The organism is Bradyrhizobium sp. Mp19, assembly GCF_029952935.1.
Taxonomy (GTDB): Bacteria; Pseudomonadota; Alphaproteobacteria; order Rhizobiales; family Xanthobacteraceae; genus Bradyrhizobium; species Bradyrhizobium elkanii.
The window spans coordinates 1-26,978 of sequence record NZ_JASAUT010000056.1; the positions used below are offsets into that span (position 1 = coordinate 1).

Consider the following 26,978-nt stretch of genomic DNA (forward strand, 5'->3'; position numbering starts at 1 on the left):
CCAAGCGGTCTTAGGAAGACAAATATGTCTGGCAACTCCTTGGCTCACAGAACGACATGGCTACGATCCGACTTGAATCAGCGGCCACCCGCCGGTCGCGTATTCGTTGTGGGCTACCGCCAGAACGACGGCATCCGCCGATTGCAGCTCGTTGAGCGGCAAGAGTTTGACCCCGTATTCTTCCTCAGCATCGGCTGCATCTGCGAGAGGATCATGCAGCTGCACCACCAAGCCGAACGACTGCAGCTCGCGCACAATATCGACGACCCGCGAGTTCCGCGTATCCGGGACGTCCTCCTTGAATGTGAGTCCAAGGACCGTGACTACACCGCTTTGCGCCTTGCGTCGCAGCAGCCCCCTGACGCACTCCCGCGCCACCCGCTGCCCCATGCCGTCATTGATCCGCCGACCCGCGAGAATGACCTCCGGATGATAGCCGGCCTTCTCTGCGCGATAAGTCAGATAGTAGGGGTCAACACCGATGCAATGACCACCGACGAGCCCTGGCTGGAACGGCAGAAAATTCCATTTGGTCCGTGCGGCGGACAACACGTCCGCAGTATCGATGTTGAGGGCCTGAAAGATCAGCGACAGTTCGTTCATGAAGGCGATGTTCAAATCGCGCTGGGTATTTTCGATGACCTTTGCTGCCTCTGCCACCTTGATGGTCGGCGCGCGATGAATACCGGCCGTCACGACCGATCCATAGACTTCGGCAACGACATCGAGCGTGCGCTGATCCTGCGCCGAAACCACCTTGGCGATGGTTTCGAACCGGTGCTGCTTGTCGCCCGGGTTTATTCGTTCCGGCGAATAGCCGACCGTGAAGTCCTCGCCCGCCTTGAGCCCCGATACCGCCTGCAGGACCGGAATGCATTCCTCTTCCACGGCGCCGGGATAGACCGTTGACTCATAGACGACGATATCGCCCTTCTTCAGCACGCGGCCGATTGATCGCGATGCGGAGATCATGGCGCCCAGGTCCGGCCGCCTCGCCTCGTCGATCGGCGTGGGTACCGTCACGATGTAGAAATCGGAGCCCGCCATTGCCTCGAGATCGGATGAGAAGACGAGCGACGGCTGACGCAGATCGTGCGCCTCAACCTCTCGCGTTCTGTCGTTACCGGCCGTGAGCTCCGCAACGCGCCTTTGGTCAATATCGAACCCGACCACCGGCACGCCCGATCGTGCAAACGACACGGCTACAGGCAAACCGACATAGCCCAACCCAATTACAGCGATGTTGCGTCCGTGTCTCATTTTCGATCCTGATTTAAGCTTGGCGCGGCCCCAAGCCTATGGAGAGCATTCGGCATGATGCGATAACATGGCAGTCGCCTTTGTCAAACATCACTCGGGTTTTCTGCCGTTCGGTCTGGCTACGATCGAACCATGGCTCTGAATTCGGCAGCCCGGTCATGGAAGCGCTGGTGCCACAATTCCAGCGACAACAGCCCCCAGGTCTTGCGCGAGAAGCGCGAAGCACTCTGAAAGTTCGCAAGCACCACGCCGCTGTTGAAGTGGTCGCGCTGGCGCGCTCGCTGCTGATCGAAGATATCCGTCACGAACTCCTGAAGCGTCCCTTCAAACCACTCCTTCAGCGGAACCGGAAAGCCCATTTTGTCCCGCCGCCTCAAGATGCCCTCGGGCAAAATATCTCGATAGACGGTCTTCATCAGTTGCTTCATCTGCCCGCCCTTGAACTTCACGTCGGCGGGCACGGTCGCCAGAAACTCGACCAGTGGGTGATCGAGTAGAGGCACCCGGCTCTCGAGTCCGTGCGCCATACTCATTCGATCTTCGACCTGCAGCAATGCCGGCAAGAGACACTTGAAGTCGAAGTGAGTCATCTTGTCGAAATAGGCTTCCTTCCTCACATTGTCCTTGTTGTTAAAGATTTCGCGGAACGCCTCAAAGACACGCGGCTTGTCGAGCGACTTCCAATCGACTTCACCGACCATGTCGGTGGAGCGGTCAACAAGCCTGAAATACCGCTTGTCCAGATCGTCGAACAACCCCTCGCGCCAGAACTCCTTGATCATCGGCTTGTATTCTCGCAGCAAGCCAAGATTCGGAACGATGGACTCGATCGTAACGACGTAATTTCCTTCCCGGTACGTACCGTCCATGGCCGCCTTGATGCACTGCTCAAAATAGGCGACGAGATATCTCGCGTAACCACCAAGAAGCTCATCCCCGCCCTGCCCACCGAGTACGACTTTCACATGCTTCGCAGCGAGCGCGGACACCATGAATTGCGGAAAGGATCCCGGGCCGGCAACCGGGAAATCAAGATGGTAGATGACATCGTGCAGCGAGCGTCTGAAATCCTCCGCGGTGATATCCGCGATATGCACCGTCATGTCGGCCCGGTTGGCCACTTCCTGCGCATAGCGGCTCTCGTCGTACCCCGGATATTCCGTGAAGCGGCCGTGGAAAGCGAGACGATTGCGATGATCGTGACTCGAAGCCAGAAGCGCGACGAGGCTCGAGTCGAGTCCTCCCGACACGTAGCCGCCGATCGGGACATCAGCCCGCAAATGGACATTCATGGAGTCGGCGATCAACTCCCTGAAGCGTTCCTCGAAATATCTCGGGCTGTGGTCGAAATCGACGACATACTGCACGTCCCAGTAGCGTTGAACGCGAACATTTCCATTGTCGACTGTGAACACATGCCCAGGCAGGAGTGCGTTGACATGCGCAAAGAGCGTCTTGGCACCAATCGTATACTGGAACGTCAGATATTCCGCGAGCGCGGTCGAGTCAGTGCGAATCTCCGGCAGCAGGGGCAACAGGGCCTTGGCCTCTGATGCAAAGAACAGAGTGCCGTCCTGCTCCGTATAGTAGAAGGGCTTGATCCCGAAACGGTCTCGCGCGGCGAACAGCCTTTGCCGTCTCTCATCCCAGATCGCGAATGCGAACATTCCCCTCAGATGAGAAACGCAATCGTCTCCCCACTTGTCATAAGCGGCAAGGATCACTTCCGTGTCTGACGTCGAACGAAACGCCCATCCTGACGACAGCTCGTTGCGCAGTTCGATGTAGTTGTAGATCTCACCGTTATACGTGATGACGGTGCCGTTCGGCGCAATCATCGGCTGCGCGCCACCCGTCGACAGATCGATGATGGCGAGCCGTCGGTGGACGAAGCCCACGCGCTTGTCCTTCGATGTCCACTCGCCGGCCCCATCGGGACCGCGATGACTGATCAGCGAGGACATTGCGCGCAGCGCTGCCTCTCCCTTGGGAAAAGGATCGGAGCCTAGCGACAGGAAGCCGGCAATTCCACACATACGATAACCCTAAGCTATTTCGAATTCAGGAATGGGCGCAATCACACGGTTGCGCCGGACCGTTCAATCCCACGCCATGAAAGCAGTGTCCTGAGATCCGAAAGCTACCTCTGTGCATGGCGCGGCGGCCACACTCGATAGCTCAACTTCTTCCGGGAGACAGCTCGGGCGCGCGAGCTCGCGCCTCTACGCCGTTCCCACCGTAGCTCGCTTCGACTCCAACCAGGCCGATCGCATCGAGCGCTTGCGCAATCTGCTCTGTCGACCTCTTGTGCTTGTACCGGTCGGTGAGCGCGTCATGAGTATCCAAGACAGCCCAAGCATAGAGCAGCTTGGGTCCCAGTTGTCCATAATAGTCGTGATAGTCGAGAACGGGCGAGTAGTAGAGGACGGCCTGCCGAAATTTGCTGCCGAGCGGAAGCTTTCGGTAGCGCCAGCTCAGGCGGTGCAAGGGCCACAGGACCGCAACGAGCGTCTTGATGAAATTCATCGCAAGCTTTGCATCCTGCCGAATAAGGAATTTGCGCAGCCGCTGGCGCGTCTTGGTCATGTCCTCGTGGCTGTATCGATAGTGATCGATCACCAGAAGCCCCCCCGGGGCAACGTGAGCCGCAAGGGCCCTGATGGTCTCATCGGGGTCGGGGGTATGCTGGATGACTCCAAGGCAGATCACGACATCGAATGATTGAGGTGCAACCGGAAGAGCACGGATATCGGCCTGACAAACGAAATAGCCCGGCTTTCCCCCGCAGTTCTCCAGGTTTGCCTCGACGGCGGTCGAAAGGTCGCACGCAAACACCTCCGCGCCTTCGGATAGCAGCACCTCGGTAAACCGCCCCGCGCCGCAACCTGCCTCCAAGACTTTCTTGCCACGAACAGCATCGAAGCCGCCAAGGCATCGCTCCAGCCGATCCCGGCTGATCGACGTTCCCGTAAAGGAGTCCAACTGGGTCTTGCGGAAAGTCTTCCATTGCAGCCCAAAAGCTGCGGCGTAGTTCTCCGGCGCAACAAAGCGCGGAATACCTCCGACGACGGGATACGTACGACCACCGGATGCCTTTAGCGCCGTTGTCTGGTTGGAGATGTCGTCGGACATCGGCAATGGCTGCAGTGATTCACCCGTCTCAGGGCAGATGAGTGGAACGATCGGCTTCATGCTGGCGAGTTATCCAATTGAAATAAGGTCGGGAGTCCAGGAGCGGGGGCGCAAGCTCATGTCAGACGCGTAGCCAATAGCGGACCACATCGACCAGCATGAGCGGACGATAGAAGGCGCGCTTTCGAGGCTTAGAGGCCAATTCCCGATACATCGCCTCGACACGCTTCACGTCGATGGGGAAGTTGGCCTGTTCGACAACGATAGCCCGCCCCCTGGCAGCGATGCGCTCACGCAAGGCCTCGTCCTCGAGCAGGCGAAGGATCGCGTCGGCGACGTCCGCGGGATCGATGTCGGCAAACAATACGCTTTCGCCGTCCTTGACGATCTCACCATAGCGATCGAGCCGACCGACGACGTTTGGAACCCCACAGGCCATCGCTTCAAGAAGCGTCTGCGGCAGGCCATCCGAGCGCGGGATTCCGACAGCAACTTCCGCAATGGAATAGAACATCGGCATCTGGTCATGGGGGATGCGGCCAACAAAGCTGACATGGCGCGCGAGGCCGAGCGCTTCAATCCGCGCCATGAGTTCTGCGCGGTACTGCGGATCGGCAGCATATTCCGTGACAACCAGATGCGCCGACTGAACCCGCTTGACCACCAACGCCATGGCTTCGACAAGGACATCGATATTATAGAATGGCTGAAGGATCTTCGGGCTGAGCACGACCCGGGCGCCTTCCGGAATTCCGCATTCGGCGCGAAGCGCTGACGCATCCATCGGCCGGAACTGCTGTGGATCAACTCCCCACACCACGCGCGTCGCTTTGCTGCCGTAGCCGCCGAGCTCATTGAGCTTGCCGATCAGGAAGTCGGATTTTGCCGTTATGCGGTCGGCTACCGCAAAGAGTCTCTTGGTCAACGCAATTCCGCGTCGCGTCGGCGCCCCCTGCTCTTCGTAGAGGACGTCGCCCCCCATGACGCTGACCACCAGAGGTCGAAATCCCAGAGCGCCTGCCAGCCACGCCCAGGTGCTATATGCGTAGTGCACATGGATGACGTCCGGGTTTGTCGTCCTGACGAGCCGACGGAAATCGAAGAACAGCCGCGCCATATCGGACAGTCCGCTCAGATCCCGCCGGGCCAGCTTGCTGCCCAAACGCACAAGGCGCGAGATCCATTCATCCTGTCCAGGGCGAACAGACGGCGTGAGTTCTATGATTTCGCTCAGTCCGGCGGCGGGAGGAGCACTCAGCAGGTAGACCTTGTGCCCCAAGGGGGAAAAACAGCGCACCCGGTTCACGACGTGGGTACTCGTAGCGTAACCAATCGCCAGAATCTTCAACGGACGGGTCATCGAAGCTGCCACCTTCGTCCCGCTAAGCCGCCGAACCGACGGTCATTGCAGAATGGCCGGGATCAAGAACTTGCCGGTGCCAAAGCTCGAGCATGAGCAGCACGAACAGCCGGTTGCCGATATCGTCGCCGCCTTTCATGTGACGATCCACCATTGTCGAGACAACATCGGGTCTGAAATATCCCCTGCGCGCGACGCTTGCTGGCGAAAGCAGGTCATAGACCATGTCCTTCAACCCAGTCCGCAGCCACTTGCCAAGCGGCAGATTGAAGCCTGCCTTGGGGCGGTAGAGAATGTCGGTTGGCAGACGCGACTCCATGGCTTTCTTCACGATCAATTTGCCCTCGCTTCCCTTGATCTTGAGATCGCCTGGCAATGAGAATGCCCATTCGACCAGTTCGTGATCCAGAAATGGAACGCGCGCCTCAACGCCAGCGGCCATTGTGAGCCTGTCGACCTTGGTCAGCATCTCGCCGATCAGCGATGACTTCATATCGGTGTAGAGCTTGCGCGTCAGCTCCGGCTGACCGATCGTCGCATCGTAATGTTGGGCCGTGACATTGTTGGACCACGCTTCCTTTAGATGAGGCCAGAGATCAGGGTGCACAAAATCCACGAGGTCCATGTCTCGGAAGCACGCATAACTGTCGATATAGCGCCCCGACTCTCGCTGATCCCTGCTCATTGCGCGCCACAACCGGTGGCCCGGAGCAATTCGATTGCCGATGGCTCCAGTCCGAGCGAGAAGCCGCTGCAGGGGGCCGTATTTTTGCCCGAGCAGCGGCACGAAGTCCTGGTGCCTCCAAGTGTATCCGGCAAACACCTCGTCGCCGCCGTCGCCCGTCAGAACGACTTTGATTCCGTCGTCCCTCGCCGCTTTGGCCAGAAAGTAGATCCCGAGCGCCGATGACACTGCAAAGGGTTCATCGCAATGCCACGCCATCGCGGGAAGAAAGTCGCCCGCCTCCGCGCCGAGGTCTATCTCCCGGTGCGCGGTACCATAGCGCTCCGCCACGGCCCTGGCATAAGGTCCCTCGTCGAAAACCTCATCTCCGCGAAATACGACAGAAAAGGTTCGCATGCCGGCGCTGGCCTGCGGCCCTACCAAGGCGACGACCGAACTCGAATCGACCCCACCGCTTAGGAAAGCCCCCACCGGTACATCCGCGACAAGATGGCTTCGAACGGCGCTTCCAAAACGCTCATCGAATTCAGCGCAAGCGTCGGCGAGTGAAAGAGCGCGCGGAGCGGCCGGCAAGGGAACGCTCCAGTACTCGCGGTCCTGCACATCGCGTCCGCGAACGATAAGCACGTGACCGGCCTCGAGCCGCCGAATTCCCTTCAGAATTGATTGCGGATCCGGAATGCTGAGGAGATGAAGGAAGTCCGCCAGCGCCGCCTGATCGACCTCACGCGGCGTGCGCGGGTCTGCCAGAAGTGACTTCAACTCCGATGCGAACGATACGGAGTCCTGGCCAATATGATAGTAAAGCGGCTTGATCCCGATCCGGTCGCGTGCGAGCAGCAGCGTCCTTTGCCCGGCATCCCAGATCGCCAGCGCGAACATGCCTCGCAACCGCGTCAGGAAGTCCACGCCGTAGCATCGATAGGCTTGCAAAATAACCTCGGTATCGGACGAGGTTCGGAAGGCATAGCCTCTCTTTTGCAGTTCGCGCCTCAGTTCGACGAAGTTGTAGACTTCGCCGTTGTAGACAATGCGGACCTGTCCGTCGTCGGAGACCATCGGCTGTTCGGCGGCCACCGAGAGGTCGATGATCGAAAGGCGACGGTGACCCAGCCCCACAGGGCCGTTCACCCATATGCCCTCGGCGTCCGGACCTCGATGAGCGACAGCTCTCGTCATCGCCACGACCAGTTCGCGATCAACCGGCCTTTGCCGATCAAAATTCAGGATTCCCGCGATTCCGCACATCTTGAATTATCTGCCCATTGGCTAAAGAGCGCGTGCCAAAATGTCGGCCACGCGATGATCGTAGGTGTGCCCGGACATCGCCAAATCATAGGCACGTTCCGCAATCTCGCGGCAATGCGTCTCGTCCCGGAGCGCACGGACAGCCTCGTCGACGTTCGACAGGTCGGACCGCACGGGGATATAGTGCTCGTTGGCCCTGAGAATGCCGTTATAGCCTCCTTCGATCAGGACTTGGCAGGTCTTGGTACCAATCGCTTCGAAGTGCCTTGACGAGATGCTCTTGCCCGACACGCCGCGGGGGACGCCAATAAAGAACTTCTCGAACACTTCCTCGAAGCTGGCATCCTGGTTCTGCTTCAGGTTGTAGGTTCTGGCGCGATCGAGAAGCGCGCCTTTTTCATTGAGGTAGTAGGTCCCAGATTCCGCGCCGATCAAGGTGCGGCAGCGATTGAGGAAGACAGCCCAATCGTCGCGCGGCATTCGCGACGAGCGGCCACCTCGAATGTCACATCGAATGCCCAGCTCCTCGCCGTGCTTTTCAAAATACCCAATCAGATCGGTTCGTTCTCGATCTCCAACAAAGGGCCAATAGATGTCACCGACAAACCCCACGTCGATATCACGACGCGCATCAGGCTGCGGTGAATATACGGAAGGATTGAGCGCGTGCGGCGTCGCAAGGATGCGCGTTCCTTCCAACTCGCCATAGAGATATTCGGCCGCCGCAATGGGAAGCTGACTGCAGAGGAATTCGGCTTTCACCTCCCGGCAAAACTCGAGCTTCTGATCGAGCAGATCATACTCGTTGCCAAGGAATACTATGATGGGACAAGCGCGGCGGGCCAGGAATGGAGCCGCTCGGCTAATCAGCGACAGGTCGTCGCCGGCCGCGACATGAGACACGATGATGAGATCGTAAGATCGAATGCGCAGCAGATGGCGTCCAAGATCGACCAGGTTGTTGATGTCGCAAACCGTTACATCGAGCTTGGGAGACCGGCAAAACGCATCGCGCCAGTCCCTAACGTATGAGAGGCGCTGGTTAAAGTCATACAAATGCGCATAGAGGTTGCGTACCAGTGCACTGCGCTGGAGCGGGCCGGGAGGCTGAGCACCTGCCTTTACGCCAAAAACACCACGCAGCACCGTCGCAGCCGTCAGGACGACCTTCCCGGTTCCGTTTTGGTCGAGGAAAAGAACTTTCTTCTTTGTCACCTTGTTACTTCTCGGTCAGTGCGCAACTTTGTCTTCAATGCGCGACACATTTGGAGCCGACTTGCTGAGATGTCGATTAAGAAGCGGCTCGAGCGTTCGCTCCTCATACGCCCAGCAAAGCTCCTGACGGCTTACCCGAACATTTTCCCGAAAGGTCTCGCGAACTTCGTCATTCTCGACCAGCAGCTGGAGCGCTGATCTGATCTCGTTGGCATCCTGCGCATTGGCCATGATTCCAAGCTTGTGGCGCTCGGCAACGCGTCGGATCTGCTCGAGATCGGGATAAACCAGCGGCAACCCTGCCGCCACCGACTGAAAGAAGCCGTTCGGCAGGATGTTGGGATATTGGATAGTCCTCTTGAAATAGAGCAGGACCGCGACGTCGGCTGACGCAGCGACGGGGACGATTTCCTGTGGCAGCACGGGCGGAACGAAGTGCACGCGGCCTTCCAGGCCACGCGTCGCTAGCGCGTCGTTGCAATCGGGATAGCGTCCGCCCAGGAATGCGAGATGAACGTGCTTCGGCAGGGATACCAAGGCGTCGAAGGCGCCTTCGAGGGTCATGCCCGACTTATAGTTTCCGATAAACACGACGAGGAACGCTTCCGGCGCGAGACCAATCGCGTCGCGGATTGTCCGGGGAACTTGACGATCCAACCGGAAATCATGCGCGTTGCGCAGGATCACCGGCTCGCACCCAAACCGTTCGCGCATCAAGGCTGCGATACCCTCATTCACCGTCACGACGTCGGAGGCGAACCGGATACATGCGGCCTCAATCGCGCCTTCGAACGGAATCACCCACTTCTTCCAATAGGAAGAGACAGTGGGGTCTTCCTTTTGATGCTGATAGAAATCATGTGCGTCGTAGATCATCCTGGCTCGATACCGAAGGCAGAGCAGGAAAACCGCAGGAAATTGATAGAATGAGTGAAGATAGTAGAGATCGGCACGAGGAGTGACGGAAAGGACCTTAAAGACGTGTTGATCAAGGTATGTCGCGAGATAGTTAGCGAAGGCCAGAGGGTTGATGGCAGCAGCACGGAGTGATTGGGAGATTCCAGCAGGAAGAATTCGAGTGGGCAACCACCCCACGACTTCCCTGGCAAGCAGGATCATCGCGTAGGGAAGAGCGAAAATGATCTGCGCGATAGAGGGACGCTGTTGGAGTTGCTTGCCTCCATTCAGGGAAACAAGCGCTCGAAGAAGGTTGCGCTGCAGGGCGCGCGCGACACGCCTCAAGCCTGGAATACGAAGGACAAGCCGGCCAATAGGCCATCGGTGCAGTATCGACAGGCTCTTGATATCCTGAATTCCAACGGGATCTGGAACAACGGCAGCTAATTTCTCCTCAGCCTCGGGATGTGGAGCTGCGACCGCTTCGGACGCGACTGGCGCAGCATCAGTGGACGTTTGAGGTTGAGCACGGGCGCCGATCGAAATGATCTCGAATGGGATTGCCTCATCGGCAAGGCGACTCGGCGCCCCCTCGATAACAATCGATTTGAATCCAAACCGATGCACCGAGGTGACTTGTTTAAGCGTCCGGCTGTCAGCCGACAATGGCAGCGGCGTTAGCGAAACAACAACGGGCCTGCGGTCCACGTCCTTCATCCGATTCTTCACCCAGCAATCAGGCAGTTCGGGAGTCCGGGCTTCCACGATACAAGAAACGAAAATACGTGAGAGCGATCAGACATTGAACTGCTTCCGCCACATATAGAGATTGAGCCAACGCCAAGGCAAAAAGTCGAGACGGCCGGCTTCCTTGATATTCGAGAAAGCGGCGCGGGCGCCGTCGCGGTCGATGAAATCGGCAAGAGCATCCGAGTTTACGGCATCCGAGATGAGAGGACTCAACACGGTTGTCTGCCAGTGCAGCTCCGGCGTTGCGAAGCCCATCTTTCGAGCGCGCATCCTGACAGGTTCCGGCAAAATTCCATCCATCGCGTCACGCAGCACACGCTTCGCGTAGCCGCCGCGGAATTTGATGTCAGACGGAAGCGCAAATGCAAAATCAACCAAACGATGATCGAGAAACGGCACCCTGGATTCAACCGAGAAAGCCATCGAGTTTCGATCCTCGAAGCGCAGCAGCGCCGGCAGGTTGCTCTCGAAGAAGAAGCGGCGAAGCACGCTCGCGAATGGCGCCTTGGCGTCCCACTTGGTCTCAAAAGACTGCAATCTGGTCCGCGATGCGTCAGCACATGCTCGTTCGAAATCCGCCCGCATCCAGGGGAGCTGAGGCGCGCTCGCTGGTGGCGATTTCTCGCCAGCCAGGGCGGCGAATATCCCGCGCAGCCGGCTCCATGGAAGAGTCGTATGCCAAGGTGTTCCTTGCATGCGGGACCACTGCCAGCTCTCAAGCAATACCTTCAGGAATCGCCCCTTCGCAGCCATCTCCAGGAAGAAGTGCGGTACAGTGCTCGCGTAGCCTCCGAGCATCTCGTCCGACCCCTGCCCGTCGAGCACCACTTTCACGCCCCTATCACGTATCAAGCGAAACACCGACCACTGCGCGAAGATGGAGGTCGACCCAAAGGGCTCGTCCTGATGCCATATGAGAGCTTGCAGGTCCGCCTCAATGTCCCTGTCGCCCGGCTCAATGAAATGCGGCTGCACCTCGGCTGCAGCCATGTTCTGCCGGGTGAATTCCAACTCATTCGCTACGGCGATGTCGAAGTGGCAGCTAAACGCGTGCCTCTCGACCGGCAATTGCGATTCTTGTGAAATATCCCGCATCAGCACCGCAATGGCGCCGCTGTCCAGTCCGCCCGAAAGACAGGTACCCACCGGCACATCGGCGCGTAGATGGATGCGAACGCTTTCGCGAAGCAGTTCGCGGAATCGTCGGGCCGCCTCTTCCGGCGAAATGCCCTCGAGCACGGGACCCGCGGCGGGGGTGTAGTACCGCCGCTCGTCCAGCCCGCCCTGGTCCAGGGGCAATACGAGCGTCCTTCCAGGACGGAGCTTGCTGATACCGGCAAAAAACGTCTCGTCACTGACGTCTGAAATCTCGTACTGAAGATAATCGTACACCGCTCGGGTGTTGAGCGTCCGTGGCACCCACGGGACTTCAAGCAGTTGCTTGATCTCCGAACCAAACGCAAAGCGGTCGCCGACCGCAGCATAGTGAAGCGGCTTGATCCCGAAACGATCGCGCGACAGAATCAGGTGACGTTGGCGAAGATCGAGGATTGCGAGCGCCCACATTCCGACGAAGCGGGTGAAAGCATCAGGTCCCCATGCCTCATAGGCTCGAAGAATGACTTCCGTGTCGGAATGAGAGCGGAATATAGCCCCGCGCCCCTCCAGTTCGGCGCGCAGTTCAAGATAGTTATAAATTTCGCCGTTGTAGGTGATCCAGAGTCGCCCGTCATCGGACGCCATCGGCTGATGGCCGGAGTCCGACAGGTCGATGATGGCGAGCCTCCGGTGCGCAAGAAGGAGATTGGCCTCATCTCCATTTGCAGACAAATCACCGTCGGGAATGACTTTCCCCCTGCCCTGTCGCGTATCGAACCAGACGGCCCCCTCTCCGTCAGGACCACGGTGCGCAGCAACGGACAACCCCTTGAGGAGATCCCTCGGTGGCATGCGGAATCCACCGCGATCGAACACGCCGAATATGCCGCACATCAGCGATACGACATCTGAGTCAGGACACTCGGCCCACTCGCGCGACTACCGCAACGAGCAATGGAAAGTGTCTTCGAGTACACGGAGTATGTCATTCCACTTTCCGAAGCTCGTAGCAGCCGTCAATTCCGGCGGCCTGTCCGTCGACATACGGCACACCTCTGGCATCAAATTCCAGCCTCGAGAGAAACTGACGACTTTCAGCGTCGAAGGATCGATCCATCATCGGCGTGAACCGCTGCGGCAGCAACGACATTTCGAAGATGGAAACCGCATTCCCGATGTGCTTGGCACTGAACCCCGAAATGCCCGCAAGCTCATTCATCTCTTGCGTCGTCCAATTTCGGCTTATCGGACAGTCGAAAGTATCGGTAGATCGCCTGAAGGCTTCCTCACGCGAAAGACCGCGATATTTTGCGTCGCTCGCCGGCAAGACGTGAGAAACGAACAGATGAACCCAAATGCTGTTGCGATTGTAGACCATCAGCCGCGCGTATCCCGACGGCTTCAGGATTCGCCGAAACTCTTTCAGAATTTTCTCCGGGCTCGGGACGTGATTGAGCACTCCGGAACAGTGCACATAATCGACCGTTCCATCATCAAGAGGGATGCGATCGTCAGTTTCGGATACGTGGATAAGCTTGCAATCATACCCGTGAACGCGCAGGCGATCCGCCGACTCCGCCAGCGACGGACGGGAAATGTCCATGCCATACACGGCTGCAGGGCGGGAATACGTTAGAAACCCAACCAGGTCGTGACCGGGACCGCAGCCGTAATCGACGATCACCTCGCCATCGTGAGACGAAACCGGCAGAAACTTGATGTAGTCGACATATTGGTCGTTTCGCCAATGCATATAGTCGAGAGACTCGGCCGGCGACGAGAATTTCTTATGGAGCGTGACGTTGAAGTCGCTCCAGTAAGATTCAGAAGAGGGATCGGCCTCGGTGTGAGGCGAGGTCGCAGCCGCAAGCACCGTGCGGCCGCCCTTAAACTTGTTCGCCAAAGATGCTCCTATTCGCCTCAACATTGATCTAAGCTCCTACCGAATTGACGTAGAGACCCAAAACGTCAAACGCCCGCCGTGCCACTTTGTTGGTCCTTCAGCGAAATTGCCGGCCACGAGATCAACACTCACCTCGGCGCCAACGAAGCCGAGACGGCCCTGACATGAGCGCCTTTCGGCATTTGCCGGTGGCGATCAGAGAAGTTACCTCGCCAACCAAGCCAACAGCGGACTGACCCGGCTTCTGACCCTTCCAGGCACCGCTCTCCACATTTTCCCTATGGGTCCAACCGGACTCATATCCGGCTCGACCGGCTCCGCCGCCTGACGAGCATCATCTTCGGCCAGCGGAACATCATCCGCGGCTCGAGGCACAGCATCATTTTGCGGCTCGCTCCTCGGTTCGAGCAGCTGCCTTAGATGGTCCTGCTTGGCAGACAGATAGGCTGACAACTGAGGTACGTCGGTGGGCACCTCCGACAATGCGACCGTGTAGGGATCCTGCGGATCATGGGGAGATCGCCACGGCTGCGCAACCGACTGCCAATGTTGCCTTTCGGGATCTGTGACGACGCTTGGATAAAGCTCTTCAATCGCGGACGCGATCACCGAAGTGAGCGCACGGTAGCTGTAGTTACCAGATGCAATCAGATGTTCGTGAGCTCGTTCCACATAGCCCTGCAGGGACTCAAGATTGTCAAGCTGTGCCAGAACATGGCGGGCGTTCGAGAAATCTTTCTCCAACGGGATGTAGTGAACATCCGGGACGATCGCATCGGAATAGCGTCCTCGAAAGAGAATCATTGGCGTCATCATCGCAGCGCATTCGAACACACGCGGAGAGACCTGTCCGGTATCAAATGGCTGCTCGAAAGGCGCCAGGAAGTCAGCCAGCTCTGGATATTCAGGCGCACGGCCATGCAGGGCACGGAATCGCTCAATCTCCCGCTCGAGCTCCTGGTCGAAATCGAAGGCGTTGCTTCCGCTCTCGCTGCCAAGCATAGCTCGGCAGTCACCGATGAAGTTGAACCAGTCCTCGCCGTAGATTCGACTGGCTTCATCAGTCCTGATGTTGTGCGGCTGGCCCAACTCATCGCAAAGCGCGGCCATGTAGCGGCCAATCTCGAATTTCTCAAAGCCGAGTCGTCCGTACCTCGCGCCGATTTGACGGCCGCGATAACCGATCGGAAAAGGTCGCTCAGCCAGCGGCTTGATCCGGCGATCCGGATGTGCGGCCGGCGCGTATCCCGTCAGCACCTGCCTCAAAGCAACACCCGGCAGCTGCATCGCGGGGTACACAAGCGGCCAGAATTCCTTCTGAACGCTTGTAAGCAGAACGTGAAAGCCGAGGCGCCTGATCGCACTCCGCAGCACACCTGTCCGATCGTACTCGTCCTGCGCTATTGCGATCTTCAGGCCACGAAACGACAGAACGGCTCGCACGTAATCGGGGTTCAAGTACCAATCAAAACAGAGCCGCGCACTGTAGCTGTTGATCAGGACATCGAATTCATTGATGTCAAAATTCAGCCGTGCGTCGTCCGTGCAATGCACGAACTGGACTTCGCAGCCGGGAAGGTCCTTCAGCGCAGTAAGGTATTCCAATGTTGTCGGGACAACATTCGCGGCAGCCGAATAGGCTACCAGAACCCGCATCACTCGACCTGTCATCGAATCTCGGTATCCAGCAAATGCCGAGCCTCCGGATTCAAGCTCAAACCCGAGTCCTGATCGGGAGCGAACTGCCACTCCGCCGAATGAAAGAAGTCCGCGGAAACGTCAACCAGAGATTCCTGAACCTCAACGATCAGATCGAAGCTTCGCGACAACAAGTCGTGACGCACGGTGCCGTTGAATTTTGCCAGGTGATCGGCCCCATGGATACTGAGGCTTACAACGTATTCACCCGGCCCGAGCTGCACTGGATTAAACAGCATCTCCACGCAGCGTTCTTGTCCTTTCGTCGCGGAAAACTTGTCGGGGGGACTTATGAGCTTTGCCCGGCATGCTCCCAAATAGTCGAGCACGACGATGCCGTATCGGCACTCAAAGTCCCCATCCACGCAGGCAACCACATTCAGCACCAGCTTGGCCGGCGCCAGCGCCATCAATCTGTTGGTCTCTCCGCGCTCCGTGACCATCGTAAATCCGGACAGCTTCAAATCGCCGCTTGATGCCCATCTCGATAGCCCGCCACGCGCGACGAACTTGAAATCCCGGGGCGGCTCGATCGCCGGAAAAACAGCTGCCGTCGCGTGTGGAGCGAAATGCGGCTCCTGCAACAAGACCTCTCGATCAAATGTTGCTTTGCCATCCGCGGGCTTTTCTGATCGCGCTGGCAGCGACACTGAACCAGCAGCCCTTGCCGCTGCGCCATCGTCGCCGGCGGCAGACGAAACCACGGGCGCCTGAAAGCGCTGATCGCCCCCTCCGTGCACGAACTCCTCATAGGCCTTCACCACTGCGAAGGCATCCCCCTGCATGCGGATCTTGCCCTCGTGAAGCCAGATCACTTCGCTGCACAGCTCGAGTACCTGCGGCATTGAGTGGGAAACAAGCAGCATCGTGCAGCCACTTCGCACCAGGGCCTCCACCCTGGCCTTCGATTTTGCGACGAAGTAAGCATCCCCAGCGCCGAGGACTTCATCGACGATCAATATCTCCGGCCGGATCGCGGTTGCGGCGGCAAACATCAGGCGCGCCAGCATGCCCAACGAATAGGTCTTGATCGGCTGATCGAAGAAGTCGCCGAGCTCGCAGAACTCGATGATTCCCTCGATTGCGTCCCGATACTCGTCCTTGCGAAGGCCGTTGTACTGCAATGAAGCTTCGACGTTTTCCCGCCCGGTATGTTCCGGATGAAACCCGAGGCCCGCGGCCATCAGTGCCTGAACTTCCCCATTCACCGACACCGATCCATGTGTCGGCGAGAAATTTCCGCAGACGAGCTTCAACAGCGTGGTCTTTCCCGCCCCGTTCCGCCCGATGATCCCGATCCTGTGGCCACGCGGCACCGCGATGGAAATGTCGCTGAGCGCAGGAAAAATCTTCGGCTGTTGACGGGTTCGAAATCCGAAGCGCTGCAGGCCAAGAACGTCGACCAGCTGGTCGCCTTGACTTCCATAGAGCTTGTAGATCTTGGAAACCGCTTCGAACTTGATCGCGAACTGCTCAAGCGTAGTCAAAGAACACACCCTTTGCGCGCTGGAAGAACGAGTATCCCACCATAAAGCTCGTGATCGCTATCAGAGCTGCGCCGCCGAAAATGCGGGGGTCGGGCCAGTTGCCGTAGCAGATGAGCTGCTGAAACGTCAGCACGAAGTAGGAAAGCGGATTCAGGAGAAGCAGCGGCTTCATGACACCCGGAACCATCTCCGGAGTATAGGCGAACGGACTGATGATCATCATGACCATAAGAACCAGTCCGATGACCTGCTGAATGTCTTTCGCAATCAACGAGACAAGCGAAAGTATCCATCCAATTCCAGTCGCAAACATCAGCAGGAGGAGCCAACACACGGGAACGAGCACGATGGCCTTCCAATCGGTTCGCCCAAGAACGAAGCCCAGGCAGAGCGTGATTGCGAGACCGAACAGATGAGGGAAGTGCGCCGCCACCACAGATCGCAGCGGGATCAACTCCGCGGGAAACACCGTGTTGAGCAGCAGATTCTTGTTTGCAGAGACCGAGGAAATTGAGCTCGTGAGCGCTTCGTTGAAGGCCATGATCGGAACCAGCCCGGAGAAGACCAGCAGGATATAGCCCCACTCATTGAGACCGCTGGGGCGGACCTTGAATACGAAAGCATACAATCCGGCGTAGATGCTTAGCTGCATCGCGGGCAGAAGGACTGCCCAACCAATGCCAACCACTGATCCAAGATAACGCTGGCGCACGTCGTGAGCCACCCCCTCGATGACGCGCGCTCCGTAGATCGAAAGAAGTCGAAAAACATTCAGATTTGATGAGTATTTCATTTTCCATCAGCTTCATCGATGCGGTGGAGAAGAAGCTCCTTGGGCCTTGGTCTGCCCCGTCGATCGACTTCCTCGAATTGCACGACGCTAGCCGGCGTCAGCGCTGAGCGCTCCTGACGAGTCGAGCTTGTATTTCTCGCCGGTTCGCGGACAGACCAGATCTGCGCCCAGCCGCTCTCCGCTTCGGCTCATCCAGCCGGCCCGTCGCGCCGGATTGCCAATCATCAAGGCGAATGCCGGCACATTCTTCGTCACGACAGAGCCGGCGCCGATGAAGCAGTATTCCCCGAGCGAATGGCCGCACACGATAGTGGCGTTGGCACCGATGCTGGCGCCACGCCCGACGGGCGTGCTTCGAAACTCGTCCTTGCGCGACACATCGGCACGGGGATTGTTGACGTTGGTGAACACGCAGCTCGGACCGCAAAACACGTCGTCTGCGAGTTCGACACCGTCGTAGAGCGACACATTATTCTGAATCTTGCACCCGGCGCCGATCTTTACGCGCGGCCCGATCATGACATTTTGTCCGATCGAACAATTCTGACCGATTACGGTGCCGGGAAGCACGTGGCAGAAGTGCCAGATCTTGGTACCTCGCCCGATGATCACGCCATCGTCCACGTAGCTGGATGCGTGGATCAGCACGCCCGGAAATCGGGGATCATCCTTCATCTCGCTCATTTGGACGACGCCCCACGCGCGGACGGATGCTGCCATTCATGCCCGGTGGTCAATGGTGCCTGGCGGAAGGCAGACACGATGTCGATCGAAGCCCGCACGTCGTCAAGGCCGAAACCGCGCCCTGCCAGAATCTCCTGGTAGCTCCGCGTATGGAGATCCGTGAAGCCCTCCGAGAACTCGACCTCCTCACCATCAACGGTGATCGAGCGGAAGGTCGTCTTCTTGCCTTGCACATCAGACGGCAGATCATTGCTGTCTACCGACAGAAACCAGCTGATGTCTGCCCGCTCGCATTCGAGGAATCCGGCCGCTCGCTCGCGCTGGCGCAGATGCGCCTCATTGCGCTTGACCGAACCAAACACGAAGCTCAGCATGTCAAAGAAGTGCACACCGATATTGGTGGCGACCCCTCCCGACTTGGCATCCTCGCCTTTCCAGGATGTGTAATACCAGCGGCCTCGTGAGGCGATATAAGTGAGCTCCACCTTGTGGCGCTTGTTGCTCGTCCCGAACTTCTCCCGCAGGTTGATGATGGCGGGATGAAGCCTCAGCTGCAGGATGGTTGAGATGCGCCGGCCGGTATCCTGCTCTATCTCGGCGAGACCGTCGATGTTCCATGGATTCAGCACCAGCGGCTTCTCGCAAATTGCGTCGGCTCCTGATCGCAGGGCGAACCGGCAATGCGCATCATGCAGATGATTGGGTGAGCAGATCGACGCGTAGTCGATTTTCTCGCCACGCCGCCGCAGCTTATCGACGTGGCGATCAAATCGTTCGAACTCGGTAAAAAAGTGGGCATTGGGAAAATAACTATCCAGAATGCCGACTGAGTCATTTGGATCGTAGGCGATCTTCAGATCTCCGCCTACCGCGTGTATCGCCCGCATGTGACGCGGCGCCACATAACCGGCTGCTCCTATCAACGCAAACGAATGCATCTGGCTTCTCACGCCTCCCAACGAAGTTCAATTTTTCCAAGCTACCGCACTCGGGGTGAATCGAGCACCACCCCGAGCCGGATTTCTCTACCACCACGCCTGCCGACGGCAGACGCCGTCAGGCCGCGGCAATCAGATTGGCGCCGACCATCACACGCACCTTGCGCCCCAACAGGTCGAGCAAGACCGCGACACGCTCATGATCGCTGACGCCTTCCACCAGCGCGAGACTATCAGCGAACGCCCCCTCGGTGATCCGCACCTTGTCTCCGGGTGCAAAGGGAGACCGACGCGAGAGCGCGATGAAACCGGCTTCGTCCTCACGCGCCTTCAACGCCCCGACCACGGCGTTCTCCACCGACGCCGGCCTGCCATGCAAGCAGACCAGATGGGAAACACCGAGTGTCGATTGAATAGCGCGCCACCTCTGCGTTGCGAGATCGATGGCGACAAACAGATAGCGCGGAAACAGCGGCCGCGCGACGACGTCGACCCGGCGTGCGTGACTGCGGCGCTTTTGGTAGCGCGGAAGATAGACACCAAATCCCTGGCGGACCAGATTGGCCGCCGCCTTCACTTCGGCATTGACGTGCGTCTGCACGACATACCAGCTGAGGCCGAGCTGCGCTTCCGTTGCCATCATTCCACTCTCTGCACGCCAGGCGGACGTAACCCCAGCAGGTCCGGCGTCAATACTCTTTCCGGCCCGAACATATCGACAGCCTGATCGAACACATCCCTGGCCTTGTTGAGATGTGTAACGACGACCGCGTCGAACGGCTCGGCCACTTCGGCATAGGATGGCACCACTTCGATCCCGAAGAAGTGTGACGCGGCTTCATCGGCATCGACAACGGCAACGATGGACACCGGGCTGTCCACGGCGCACAAGATGGCTATTTCGCAAAGATCGGACTTCCCGGCGAAAACAATTCGCTTGAAGCCCAGCACCTGAGCGCGATCGAACACGCGCGAATACTCTTCCTTGGCTCTTCGAAAGAGCGAAAACGACGAAGAGAGGAACTCAACGGTGAGCCTTGATTTCTCGGAAAAGCCCTGGGGCGTGAGATAATAGGCATATCGACGGGCCGGCGCCTGGCCAACCTTGACGAACCCCTTCTTGATGGCGCGCCTCAAATAGGCATTGACCAAGCCAAGCGCGATTCCAAGTTCCGCCGCGATGCGCCGCTGCGAGCGCGCCCCGTCGATTTCAACGGAGGTGAGCAGACCGAGCACAAGTCGGTCGCTGTCTCTGTCGTCCGTCGGGAGTGTGTTTGCCATGCGCCAATTCCTGCAAGGCGTGCATTAGCGCGTTCATGCGATGAACGTCAAGCCAAATCGTTCACGCGATGAACAGATCAAGTCATTGTTTTTAAAAATAATTTATCGGATGAACCGACATCTCGTCCCCACCAAATGTCAAGCGTGGTCATCCAATGGCGTCAAGTATCGCGCTGCCAGCACCGAGTAACTGTACTGCCGGGCTGCGGCGATCCGATCGCCCCGCGAACGCTCCGGGCCATTCAGCGCCGCGACCAGGGACTTGGCGAGCGCTGGCGGATCATCCGGTGCACATCGAGACGTCACCAGCTCTTCAAGCCCCGCGAGCGCCCTGCCCTCGCACGCGATGACGCTCCGCGGGGCAAACAGGCAGTAGTCGAAGAGTTTGTTCGGGCTGATGCCATGGTGATAGAGCGCGTTGTTGTGGAAGGCCACGACGGCGCAATCGGAGGCATGCAGCATGCCGTGCACGACCGATCGATCGACTTCATCGTGAAACTCCACATTGGCTAGCGTGGCCGCCCGCTGTCTCAACGCCTCCCTCGAGGTCCCTGAACCGATCATCACGAAATGGATCTCGGGGTTTGCTTTGCCGAGGATGGAAGCCGCGTCGAGAATGGCCTCCACGGCATTTGGAGGGCCCATGCCGCCGGCGTAGAGAACGACGCGCCTGCCCTGCCGCTTCAACAGATTGATGCGATCGATCAGAGGGTGACCCAGATTTTCGATCGTCAGCGCGCTCTGTATTTCACCGTCGGACACTCCGTTGGGGATCCACGTGAACTTACCAGACGGCAAGCCACGCGCGCGCATATGGGCTTCAGCTCCGGCCAACAGACAGATCACGCGATCTGCCGCGCGATAGGCTGAGCGCTCCTTCCAGCCGAGCACCTTCATCAGCGGATGCCAGGCGGGGGTCATTCCAAGCGCCACGATGCTCTCCGGCCAGAGGTCGCGGACCTCCAGCCAGAACCTGGCATCGAATTGCCGCGCGATCTGATCTGCCGCCGAGATGAAGAACAAATGCGGGCTCGACGCAATCATCAGATCTGGTTTGCCGAACTGCGCGGCGATTGCAGACGCTGCCGAGCGGAAGGCCGGCCCAAAGCTCAGGTTGTTCCGAAGCCGCCCCAGGCTGCCGCCGGCATAACGCGGTGTATCCAGAAACCAGAAGTCGACGTCGTTGATCCGCTGCGGCCCCGGAACGCGCGGCTGCCTGTGTAGATGATGGAAGGCGGCGCTGACCACCAGCACCCGATGCCCCATCTGTTTCCAGGCGTCGGCAAGCCAGAACGGACGATAGTGGCGCCCCAGGCCCGGGCCTCCTGCAAAAGGATGCAGCAGCCAGATGTTCATGCCACCGCTCCGAGCGAGGCAAATCGTCGGTAGAGTTCGTTGAGCTCCAGCGCGTCATGCTGCCAATTAAAATTCCTGGCGACCGCCGCCCGTCCCGCCAGCCCCAATCGGATCGCCCGTTCTGGGTCATCCGCGAGCATGGACAGGCCGTTCAGCAGCGCCGCGCGATCGTTGAGCGACACGACGAATCCGCACTCCGCCGCCTCGACGATCTCCTTTGATTTCGGCAAGTCACTTGAAATGACGGGCAGCCCGGCGGCCATGTATTCAAAAAGCTTGGTTGGAAGTGACAGCAAATAATTCGGTTCGGGCAACAGCAGATTGAGACCGATGAGACTTTCGTTCAGCAGCGCCGCTATCTCGCCCCGCCCGAGCCTACCCCGGTATGATACGTCGGCGGAAGATTTCTCGAGCCAGGCTTCTTCTTCGCGGCCGATGCTCCCGGCGAGCACGAGCGGCAAACGCACCGCGGCACATGCCTCCACCATTTCGACCAACCCGCGATCGAAACTCGTCCGGCCCACGTAAACCGCCTGCCGCCGGCGCCTCGTCGTCGGCGTCGGCTCGATGAATTCGCCCAGTCGCACGGTGTTTCGCACCAGCGTGACGGCTGCACCATAGACGCGAAAGCGATCGGCAATGGCCGGCGTCGCAGCCACGATCGCATCAAAACGGCGCGCGGCGCTCCGCTCCACCAGTTCCATCGCGCGCGCCACAGCGGGCCGCATCCAGGGCCAAATCCATCTCTTGGAATAGATGTCCGCCGGCACATCCTCGTGGACGTCGTAGATCACCTTGCAACGTCGACTCTTCAGCCGCAGCGCGAAGGGAATCAGTTCGGGATCGTGAAATTGCACGACGTCCGCGCCGGTCGCGCGGGCAAGCGCGAGCGCCGCTCGTCCCACGACCCACGGGCGCTTCCATCGGGCAACCGGCGGCACCTCGATCAACTTGAATTCAATGCGGCCTGGATCGCTCGGACGGGGTGATCGCGCCACGACAGTCACGTCGTGACCGGCCTCGGAGAGGCTTCGCGCCTCCTTCTCGACGATTCGAATGTCATCGGCCGAATGGACACTCGACAACATGCAGATCTTCATGGAGCTTCAACCCCGAAGCGTTCAGCCCAAAGCGCCACGCAATAGAGCCGCCAGCGCATTCCGAGGTCGAGCCGGTGAAATTTCCTCTTCACCGCAGCCATGTCCGCGTACCGAGCAAGCAGTGCGCTGCCGGCCACCTTTTCATACATCGCAGGCGAGTGTCGATTGAGCCATAGCTGATCGGGCGCGGCGAAACCGATCTTGTCCTTGCGCCAGGAGATGCTGGTCGGAAGAACCTCCTGCATGGCTGCACGGAGCGGCCACTTCGTCCACCCGTTGTTCAACTTGATGCGCGTTGGCAAGCTCAACGCAAACTCAACAAATCGGTAATCCAGGAACGGCAATCGCGTCTCGATCCCAAACCGCATCGAGTTCTTGTCCTCGAAACGGAGCAGCATCGGCAGATTGGTCTCCGTGATCTCCAGTACCTGCATTTCCTGCGCGTCCCTCGTCTCCCGCGCAAAACGGCGAAGACACTCCGGCAAGTCCGGGTTCTTCAGGAAGGCATATCGCCAACGGTAGAATGTGGCCCTTAGCACCGCCGAGCTGGCGCCAAACAGGTACATCAGCAAGCGTTGAGCCGAAACGCCAGCCTGTGTGGCCGCGCGGAAGGCGGTAAAAAATCCGCTTACACCAGAGCGATCCAGCTGGTCGCGGAGCCACGCCGCATAATAGCGATGATAGCCCAGCAGCGTCTCATCGCCCCCCTGACCATCGAGCAGCACAATCACGCCGTTCGCGCGCGCCGTCTTCATCACCTCGTATTGCATCATGATCGAGGGACCAGCGAACGGCTCTTCCTGCACCTCGAGCAAGGCTTCCGCGGTCGATGCGAAATCCTCATAGCTCGGCTTGGTGCGCAACCAGTTCAGCTCGGCCTTTTCCACGACGTCGGCCGCGTAGGCTTCCTCGTTGTTCGCCGCCTGCTCGCTCACCGCAGTGATGGCAAAGAAGCGACCATTGGAGGACGACGCGTAGTGCCTTGCGGCCAGCGTCGCGACGCTCGAACTGTCCAAACCTCCCGACAAGCAGGTTCCGACGCGAACATCCGAGCGCAGGCGCAGGCGCGTCGCGTCGTCGAGCAGCTCCGCCAGTAACCTGGCCGCATCCTGTTCGTTCCCCACGGTCAAACGAGGCGCTAGCGAGTAATAGCGCTCGATCTCGATCCGCCCCGTCGACACGTCGACGCGCAACTTGTGTCCGGGCGGCAGCTTCTCGATCCCCTTGAAGAAGGTCCGGCTGGTGTGATCGCTCAAACCGCAGACGAGAAAATCCCTGACGAGATCGTCGTCCGCGATCGAACGCCCGATCAAGGGAAGCAGCTGGCGAATTTCCGAGCCGAAGGCGAACTGCGTCGCCGTGTTTGCGAAGTAGAACGGCTTTACGCCAAAACGATCGCGCGCGCAGAACAGCGTATTGTCGCGCTCGTCGTGAATCGCGAACGACCACATGCCGTTGAAACGGTCGAGGCACTTCTCGCCCCAGCGGATATAGGCCGCCAGCAAGACCTCGGTGTCGGAGGCGGTATGAAAGACGTGACCGAGCGCTTCGAGTTCTGTACGAAGCTCGAGATAGTTGTAGATCTCACCGTTGTAGGTGATCCAGATCGGAAGAAGTCGATCGCGCATCGGCTGCGCGCCGTCGTCAGTCAAGTCGATGATGGCCAACCGCCGGTGCCCTAACCCGACCGCGCCATTGACTCTCACTCCGCGTCCATCCGGACCGCGGTGAGCGACGAGATCGGTCAGTCGATCGACTTGATCAGCATCAACGAGCCCGTTCTTGGCGACTAGGCCGAATATGCCGCACACGAGTGACTGACCTATATCCGCTTGGGTTTCTTGGACAATGCGACGGGAAACGCATTCGAGCCGCTATGGCTTGAAATCCCATCCGGCGCCTGAGCTCACCTCTAACCCGTTCACGCGATGAACGTCAACCTCACCGGGTGAAGGAGCGCTCGCGCGAGCTGACTAACGTCTATCTTCCGATCTGTTCACCACGCTCCCGACCTGCGACCTGTCGCATTGTCGCCGCAAAACTCGCTGCGAACGCGCTGACGTTGTCGTCCTGGTGCGGGACGACGTTCCGTATGATGGGCCCGTGAGCGTCCTGCGCGGCCTGCATCAGGTGGTCCGCCAACGCGACCGGATCGTCGACGCCGAAATAGCGGGCGCTACCGGCGGTCTGCTCCCGATGCACGTCGATGTCAGACAGGATCATCGGAACGCCAAACGACTTCGCCTCCTCGACGGTCGTGCTCCAGCCCTCGAAGCGCGATGGGTTGATCAGTGCGGTTGAGGCGCGCAGCAGCGCGTAGACATGCGGCAGCGGGATAACGCCAAGGTGGCGGAAGTGCGCTTCAAGGCCGCGCTTCTGGATCTCGGAGTTGACCAGATCATAATAGCCCGGCTCGCGCCGATCTTCCTTGCTGCCGGATGCACAGATCACCACGTCGACCGCCCGCCCCTTCAGGATCGTCAAGGCGTCGACGACGAGCTGGTGGTTCTTGTGGCGATAGAACTGATTGGGCAGGTAGAAATAGTTCGCAGGCAGATCATATGCCGCGATCACGTCCGACGGGTCGGTGTTCAGGAACGCGGCCGGCGGCTGGGTCGCGAAGCGAACCACGCAGACCTTGTTTCTTGCGCCTGGATAGTAGGCCTTGAAATCACGCAGCGCGCTCTCGCTGCTCAGCATGATGGTTCGGCCCGAGGCGATTTGCATGCGAAAGCCAAGCTCGCGGCGCCAGCGTGCCGTCGCTGGAAACAGTTGCGGCAGAGAGCGGTGCTGCAGATCCGGAATCCATGCCACCGCCGGACGCGCGAGCCGCCAACCAAAGAAACGTGCCGATTCGACGACGACATCAATCCCGGCGTCTCGAAACGCCGCCGCGGCTCCGCGATCGAGACCAAGCCCGAGTGCCGCGGCCAACCCTGGCTGTCCATCGAATGCTTCCGATCGAACGACCTCGACACCCGGTATTGCGGCAAGCTCCGCGAGCTCATTCTCCTCGGCCCTGGTCCCGGCAAAGACGATCGGAACGAATTCGCCGGGCAGAAACCTGGCAAGCGCCGCGAACAGATTGCGCTGATAATTGTAGCCGCCGGCCCAAAGCCGTCGCGAAATGTGACTGAACGCGAACCGCAATGGGCGGGGCGTCACGAAGCCTGCCCCTTGAACCAGGCCACGTAATCGGCAAGGCCTTGATCGAGCGGAATGCGCCAATCGAACCCGATCTGGCGCAGCACGGCATCGTCGGCCAACAGGCTCACGGGATCGCCGGGCCGGCTTACGCCCGAGTGTCGCACAACCGTGTTGCTGCCCCACTGCCGGATGAGACCGGCTGCGATATCGGCAACGCTGGTCCCGCGACCCGACCCGCCGTTGATGACCCGGAAGGCCGCCGGCGACGACGGTGCCGCGACGCTTGCGAGTAGCCTTGCGACATCGCGCACGTCGGTCCAGTCGCGGATTTCGTTGCCGGTCCCGCCAAGCGTGAGCACCTGCTCCTTGGCCGCCAGCCGCGAGCAGATGTCCCAGAGCAGCTGCTTGCGTAAATTGGGGCCATAGACCGAGAACAGCCGCACGATCGCGCAGCGGATGCCAAACGACTGCGCGTAGCTCCCGCACAATTGCTCCATCATCAACTTGTGCTGCCCATAGGGCGACATCGGAGTTGCGATTGCGCTTTCAGCGATCGGGCCGACATGGTCGGCTCCATAGACGGCCGCACTTGACGCCGCGATCACGGCGCAGTTCGGCGCCGATCCGCGCAGCCATTCGAGCAGCCGCGCAGTGCTCGCCACGGTCCGCGAAAAGTCCTCGAACGGCCGCTCGATCGAGATCCCGACCGACGATCCGCCAGCCAGATGAAAGATCTGCGCCGGCAGCCCGTGGGCTGTGGCAAGCGCGTTGAGATTGGCCGCGTCGATTTCACCGTTGATCCAGCTCCGCAAACCAAGCCGCCGGGCTTCCGCTGCATCGAGCGCTCCATGACCGACGCCATGCACCGCATGGCCCGCTCCCGCCAGCTCATGCACGAGATGGCGGCCGATGAACCCGTTCGCGCCTGTGACCCAGACGATCATCG

At 59.3% G+C, this 26,978-nt stretch carries 21 protein-coding genes; all 21 read right to left on the reverse strand.

Going from position 1 to position 26,978, the window contains the following annotated elements; translation table 11 throughout:
• Window positions 1–60 precede the first annotated feature (60 nt).
• The 21 genes from QJT82_RS36700 to QJT82_RS36800 all read right to left on the reverse strand — a co-directional run bounded on the left by QJT82_RS36700 (window position 61) and on the right by QJT82_RS36800 (window position 26,976).
• Window positions 61–1,260, reverse strand: coding sequence for a nucleotide sugar dehydrogenase (locus QJT82_RS36700; RefSeq protein ID WP_281446687.1), 1,200 nt, complete (start codon window positions 1,258–1,260; stop codon window positions 61–63).
• 119 nt (window positions 1,261–1,379) lie between these two features.
• Window positions 1,380–3,296: an asparagine synthase (glutamine-hydrolyzing) gene (asnB, locus tag QJT82_RS36705; protein ID WP_035632529.1), complete on the reverse strand. Its 1,917-nt coding sequence runs from the start codon at window positions 3,294–3,296 to the stop codon at window positions 1,380–1,382.
• A gap of 142 nt (window positions 3,297–3,438) precedes the next feature.
• Entirely contained in the window at window positions 3,439–4,452 is a 1,014-nt protein-coding gene (locus QJT82_RS36710; RefSeq protein WP_035632531.1) for a class I SAM-dependent methyltransferase, read from the reverse strand.
• Window positions 4,453–4,513: 61 nt separating this feature from the next.
• On the reverse strand, window positions 4,514–5,752 hold the full coding sequence (locus QJT82_RS36715) for a glycosyltransferase family 4 protein (protein WP_155258679.1): 1,239 nt from the start codon (window positions 5,750–5,752) through the stop codon (window positions 4,514–4,516).
• A gap of 22 nt (window positions 5,753–5,774) precedes the next feature.
• Complete coding sequence (gene asnB / locus QJT82_RS36720; RefSeq protein WP_028343088.1) at window positions 5,775–7,685, reverse strand: asparagine synthase (glutamine-hydrolyzing); 1,911 nt, start codon at window positions 7,683–7,685, stop codon at window positions 5,775–5,777.
• A gap of 21 nt (window positions 7,686–7,706) precedes the next feature.
• Window positions 7,707–8,900 carry a glycosyltransferase gene (locus QJT82_RS36725; protein ID WP_155258680.1) on the reverse strand — a complete coding sequence of 398 codons (1,194 nt, stop codon included), beginning with the start codon at window positions 8,898–8,900 and terminating at the stop codon, window positions 7,707–7,709.
• Window positions 8,901–8,915: 15 nt separating this feature from the next.
• Window positions 8,916–10,514 (reverse strand): glycosyltransferase, encoded by a 1,599-nt coding sequence (locus QJT82_RS36730; RefSeq protein ID WP_080686881.1) that lies wholly within the window; start codon window positions 10,512–10,514, stop codon window positions 8,916–8,918.
• A 78-nt stretch (window positions 10,515–10,592) separates the two neighbouring features.
• On the reverse strand, window positions 10,593–12,539 hold the full coding sequence (gene asnB, locus QJT82_RS36735; protein WP_028343093.1) for an asparagine synthase (glutamine-hydrolyzing): 1,947 nt from the start codon (window positions 12,537–12,539) through the stop codon (window positions 10,593–10,595).
• Window positions 12,540–12,630: 91 nt separating this feature from the next.
• On the reverse strand, window positions 12,631–13,548 hold the full coding sequence (locus QJT82_RS36740) for a class I SAM-dependent methyltransferase (RefSeq protein ID WP_196238210.1): 918 nt from the start codon (window positions 13,546–13,548) through the stop codon (window positions 12,631–12,633).
• A gap of 204 nt (window positions 13,549–13,752) precedes the next feature.
• The gene (locus tag QJT82_RS36745; RefSeq protein WP_259266162.1) at window positions 13,753–15,219 is read right to left on the reverse strand and encodes a hypothetical protein; all 1,467 of its coding nucleotides are present in this window, start codon (window positions 15,217–15,219) and stop codon (window positions 13,753–13,755) included.
• Window positions 15,216–16,733: an ABC transporter ATP-binding protein gene (locus QJT82_RS36750; RefSeq protein ID WP_063607111.1), complete on the reverse strand. Its 1,518-nt coding sequence runs from the start codon at window positions 16,731–16,733 to the stop codon at window positions 15,216–15,218. Before QJT82_RS36750 ends, QJT82_RS36745 begins: the two co-directional genes overlap by 4 nt.
• Window positions 16,720–17,526 carry an ABC transporter permease gene (locus tag QJT82_RS36755; RefSeq protein WP_080686883.1) on the reverse strand — a complete coding sequence of 269 codons (807 nt, stop codon included), beginning with the start codon at window positions 17,524–17,526 and terminating at the stop codon, window positions 16,720–16,722. Before QJT82_RS36755 ends, QJT82_RS36750 begins: the two co-directional genes overlap by 14 nt.
• A gap of 87 nt (window positions 17,527–17,613) precedes the next feature.
• A complete protein-coding gene (locus tag QJT82_RS36760; RefSeq protein ID WP_080686884.1) occupies window positions 17,614–18,210 on the reverse strand; it encodes an acyltransferase in 597 nt (198 codons plus the stop codon).
• Window positions 18,207–19,148 (reverse strand): Gfo/Idh/MocA family oxidoreductase, encoded by a 942-nt coding sequence (locus QJT82_RS36765; protein WP_028343098.1) that lies wholly within the window; start codon window positions 19,146–19,148, stop codon window positions 18,207–18,209. The genes QJT82_RS36760 and QJT82_RS36765 overlap by 4 nt, the downstream gene beginning before the upstream one ends.
• Before the next feature lie 118 nt (window positions 19,149–19,266).
• Entirely contained in the window at window positions 19,267–19,791 is a 525-nt protein-coding gene (locus tag QJT82_RS36770) for a transcriptional activator RfaH (protein WP_028343099.1), read from the reverse strand.
• The gene (locus QJT82_RS36775; RefSeq protein ID WP_028343100.1) at window positions 19,788–20,429 is read right to left on the reverse strand and encodes a winged helix-turn-helix transcriptional regulator; all 642 of its coding nucleotides are present in this window, start codon (window positions 20,427–20,429) and stop codon (window positions 19,788–19,790) included. Before QJT82_RS36775 ends, QJT82_RS36770 begins: the two co-directional genes overlap by 4 nt.
• Before the next feature lie 138 nt (window positions 20,430–20,567).
• A complete protein-coding gene (locus tag QJT82_RS36780) occupies window positions 20,568–21,785 on the reverse strand; it encodes a glycosyltransferase family 4 protein (protein ID WP_028343101.1) in 1,218 nt (405 codons plus the stop codon).
• The gene (locus QJT82_RS36785) at window positions 21,782–22,885 is read right to left on the reverse strand and encodes a glycosyltransferase family 4 protein (protein WP_028343102.1); all 1,104 of its coding nucleotides are present in this window, start codon (window positions 22,883–22,885) and stop codon (window positions 21,782–21,784) included. Before QJT82_RS36785 ends, QJT82_RS36780 begins: the two co-directional genes overlap by 4 nt.
• The gene (gene asnB, locus QJT82_RS36790; RefSeq protein ID WP_196238211.1) at window positions 22,882–24,696 is read right to left on the reverse strand and encodes an asparagine synthase (glutamine-hydrolyzing); all 1,815 of its coding nucleotides are present in this window, start codon (window positions 24,694–24,696) and stop codon (window positions 22,882–22,884) included. Before asnB (QJT82_RS36790) ends, QJT82_RS36785 begins: the two co-directional genes overlap by 4 nt.
• 169 nt (window positions 24,697–24,865) lie before the next feature.
• Entirely contained in the window at window positions 24,866–26,050 is a 1,185-nt protein-coding gene (locus tag QJT82_RS36795) for a glycosyltransferase family 1 protein (RefSeq protein WP_028343103.1), read from the reverse strand.
• Complete coding sequence (locus QJT82_RS36800; RefSeq protein WP_028343104.1) at window positions 26,047–26,976, reverse strand: NAD(P)-dependent oxidoreductase; 930 nt, start codon at window positions 26,974–26,976, stop codon at window positions 26,047–26,049. The genes QJT82_RS36795 and QJT82_RS36800 overlap by 4 nt, the downstream gene beginning before the upstream one ends.
• Window positions 26,977–26,978: the final 2 nt, after the last annotated feature.

Coding starts and splice junctions, on each gene's coding strand:
- QJT82_RS36700 (WP_281446687.1), bottom strand. CDS start 1,260: ATGAGACACGGACGCAACATCGCTGTAATTGGGTTGGGCTATGTCGGT.
- asnB (WP_035632529.1), bottom strand. CDS start 3,296: ATGTGTGGAATTGCCGGCTTCCTGTCGCTAGGCTCCGATCCTTTTCCC.
- QJT82_RS36710 (WP_035632531.1), bottom strand. CDS start 4,452: ATGAAGCCGATCGTTCCACTCATCTGCCCTGAGACGGGTGAATCACTG.
- QJT82_RS36715 (WP_155258679.1), bottom strand. CDS start 5,752: ATGACCCGTCCGTTGAAGATTCTGGCGATTGGTTACGCTACGAGTACC.
- asnB (WP_028343088.1), bottom strand. CDS start 7,685: ATGTGCGGAATCGCGGGAATCCTGAATTTTGATCGGCAAAGGCCGGTT.
- QJT82_RS36730 (WP_080686881.1), bottom strand. CDS start 10,514: ATGAAGGACGTGGACCGCAGGCCCGTTGTTGTTTCGCTAACGCCGCTG.
- asnB (WP_028343093.1), bottom strand. CDS start 12,539: ATGTGCGGCATATTCGGCGTGTTCGATCGCGGTGGATTCCGCATGCCA.
- QJT82_RS36745 (WP_259266162.1), bottom strand. CDS start 15,219: ATGACAGGTCGAGTGATGCGGGTTCTGGTAGCCTATTCGGCTGCCGCG.
- QJT82_RS36755 (WP_080686883.1), bottom strand. CDS start 17,526: ATGAAATACTCATCAAATCTGAATGTTTTTCGACTTCTTTCGATCTAC.
- QJT82_RS36760 (WP_080686884.1), bottom strand. CDS start 18,210: ATGAGCGAGATGAAGGATGATCCCCGATTTCCGGGCGTGCTGATCCAC.
- QJT82_RS36765 (WP_028343098.1), bottom strand. CDS start 19,148: ATGCATTCGTTTGCGTTGATAGGAGCAGCCGGTTATGTGGCGCCGCGT.
- QJT82_RS36770 (WP_028343099.1), bottom strand. CDS start 19,791: ATGATGGCAACGGAAGCGCAGCTCGGCCTCAGCTGGTATGTCGTGCAG.
- QJT82_RS36775 (WP_028343100.1), bottom strand. CDS start 20,429: ATGGCAAACACACTCCCGACGGACGACAGAGACAGCGACCGACTTGTG.
- QJT82_RS36780 (WP_028343101.1), bottom strand. CDS start 21,785: ATGAACATCTGGCTGCTGCATCCTTTTGCAGGAGGCCCGGGCCTGGGG.
- QJT82_RS36785 (WP_028343102.1), bottom strand. CDS start 22,885: ATGAAGATCTGCATGTTGTCGAGTGTCCATTCGGCCGATGACATTCGA.
- QJT82_RS36800 (WP_028343104.1), bottom strand. CDS start 26,976: ATGATCGTCTGGGTCACAGGCGCGAACGGGTTCATCGGCCGCCATCTC.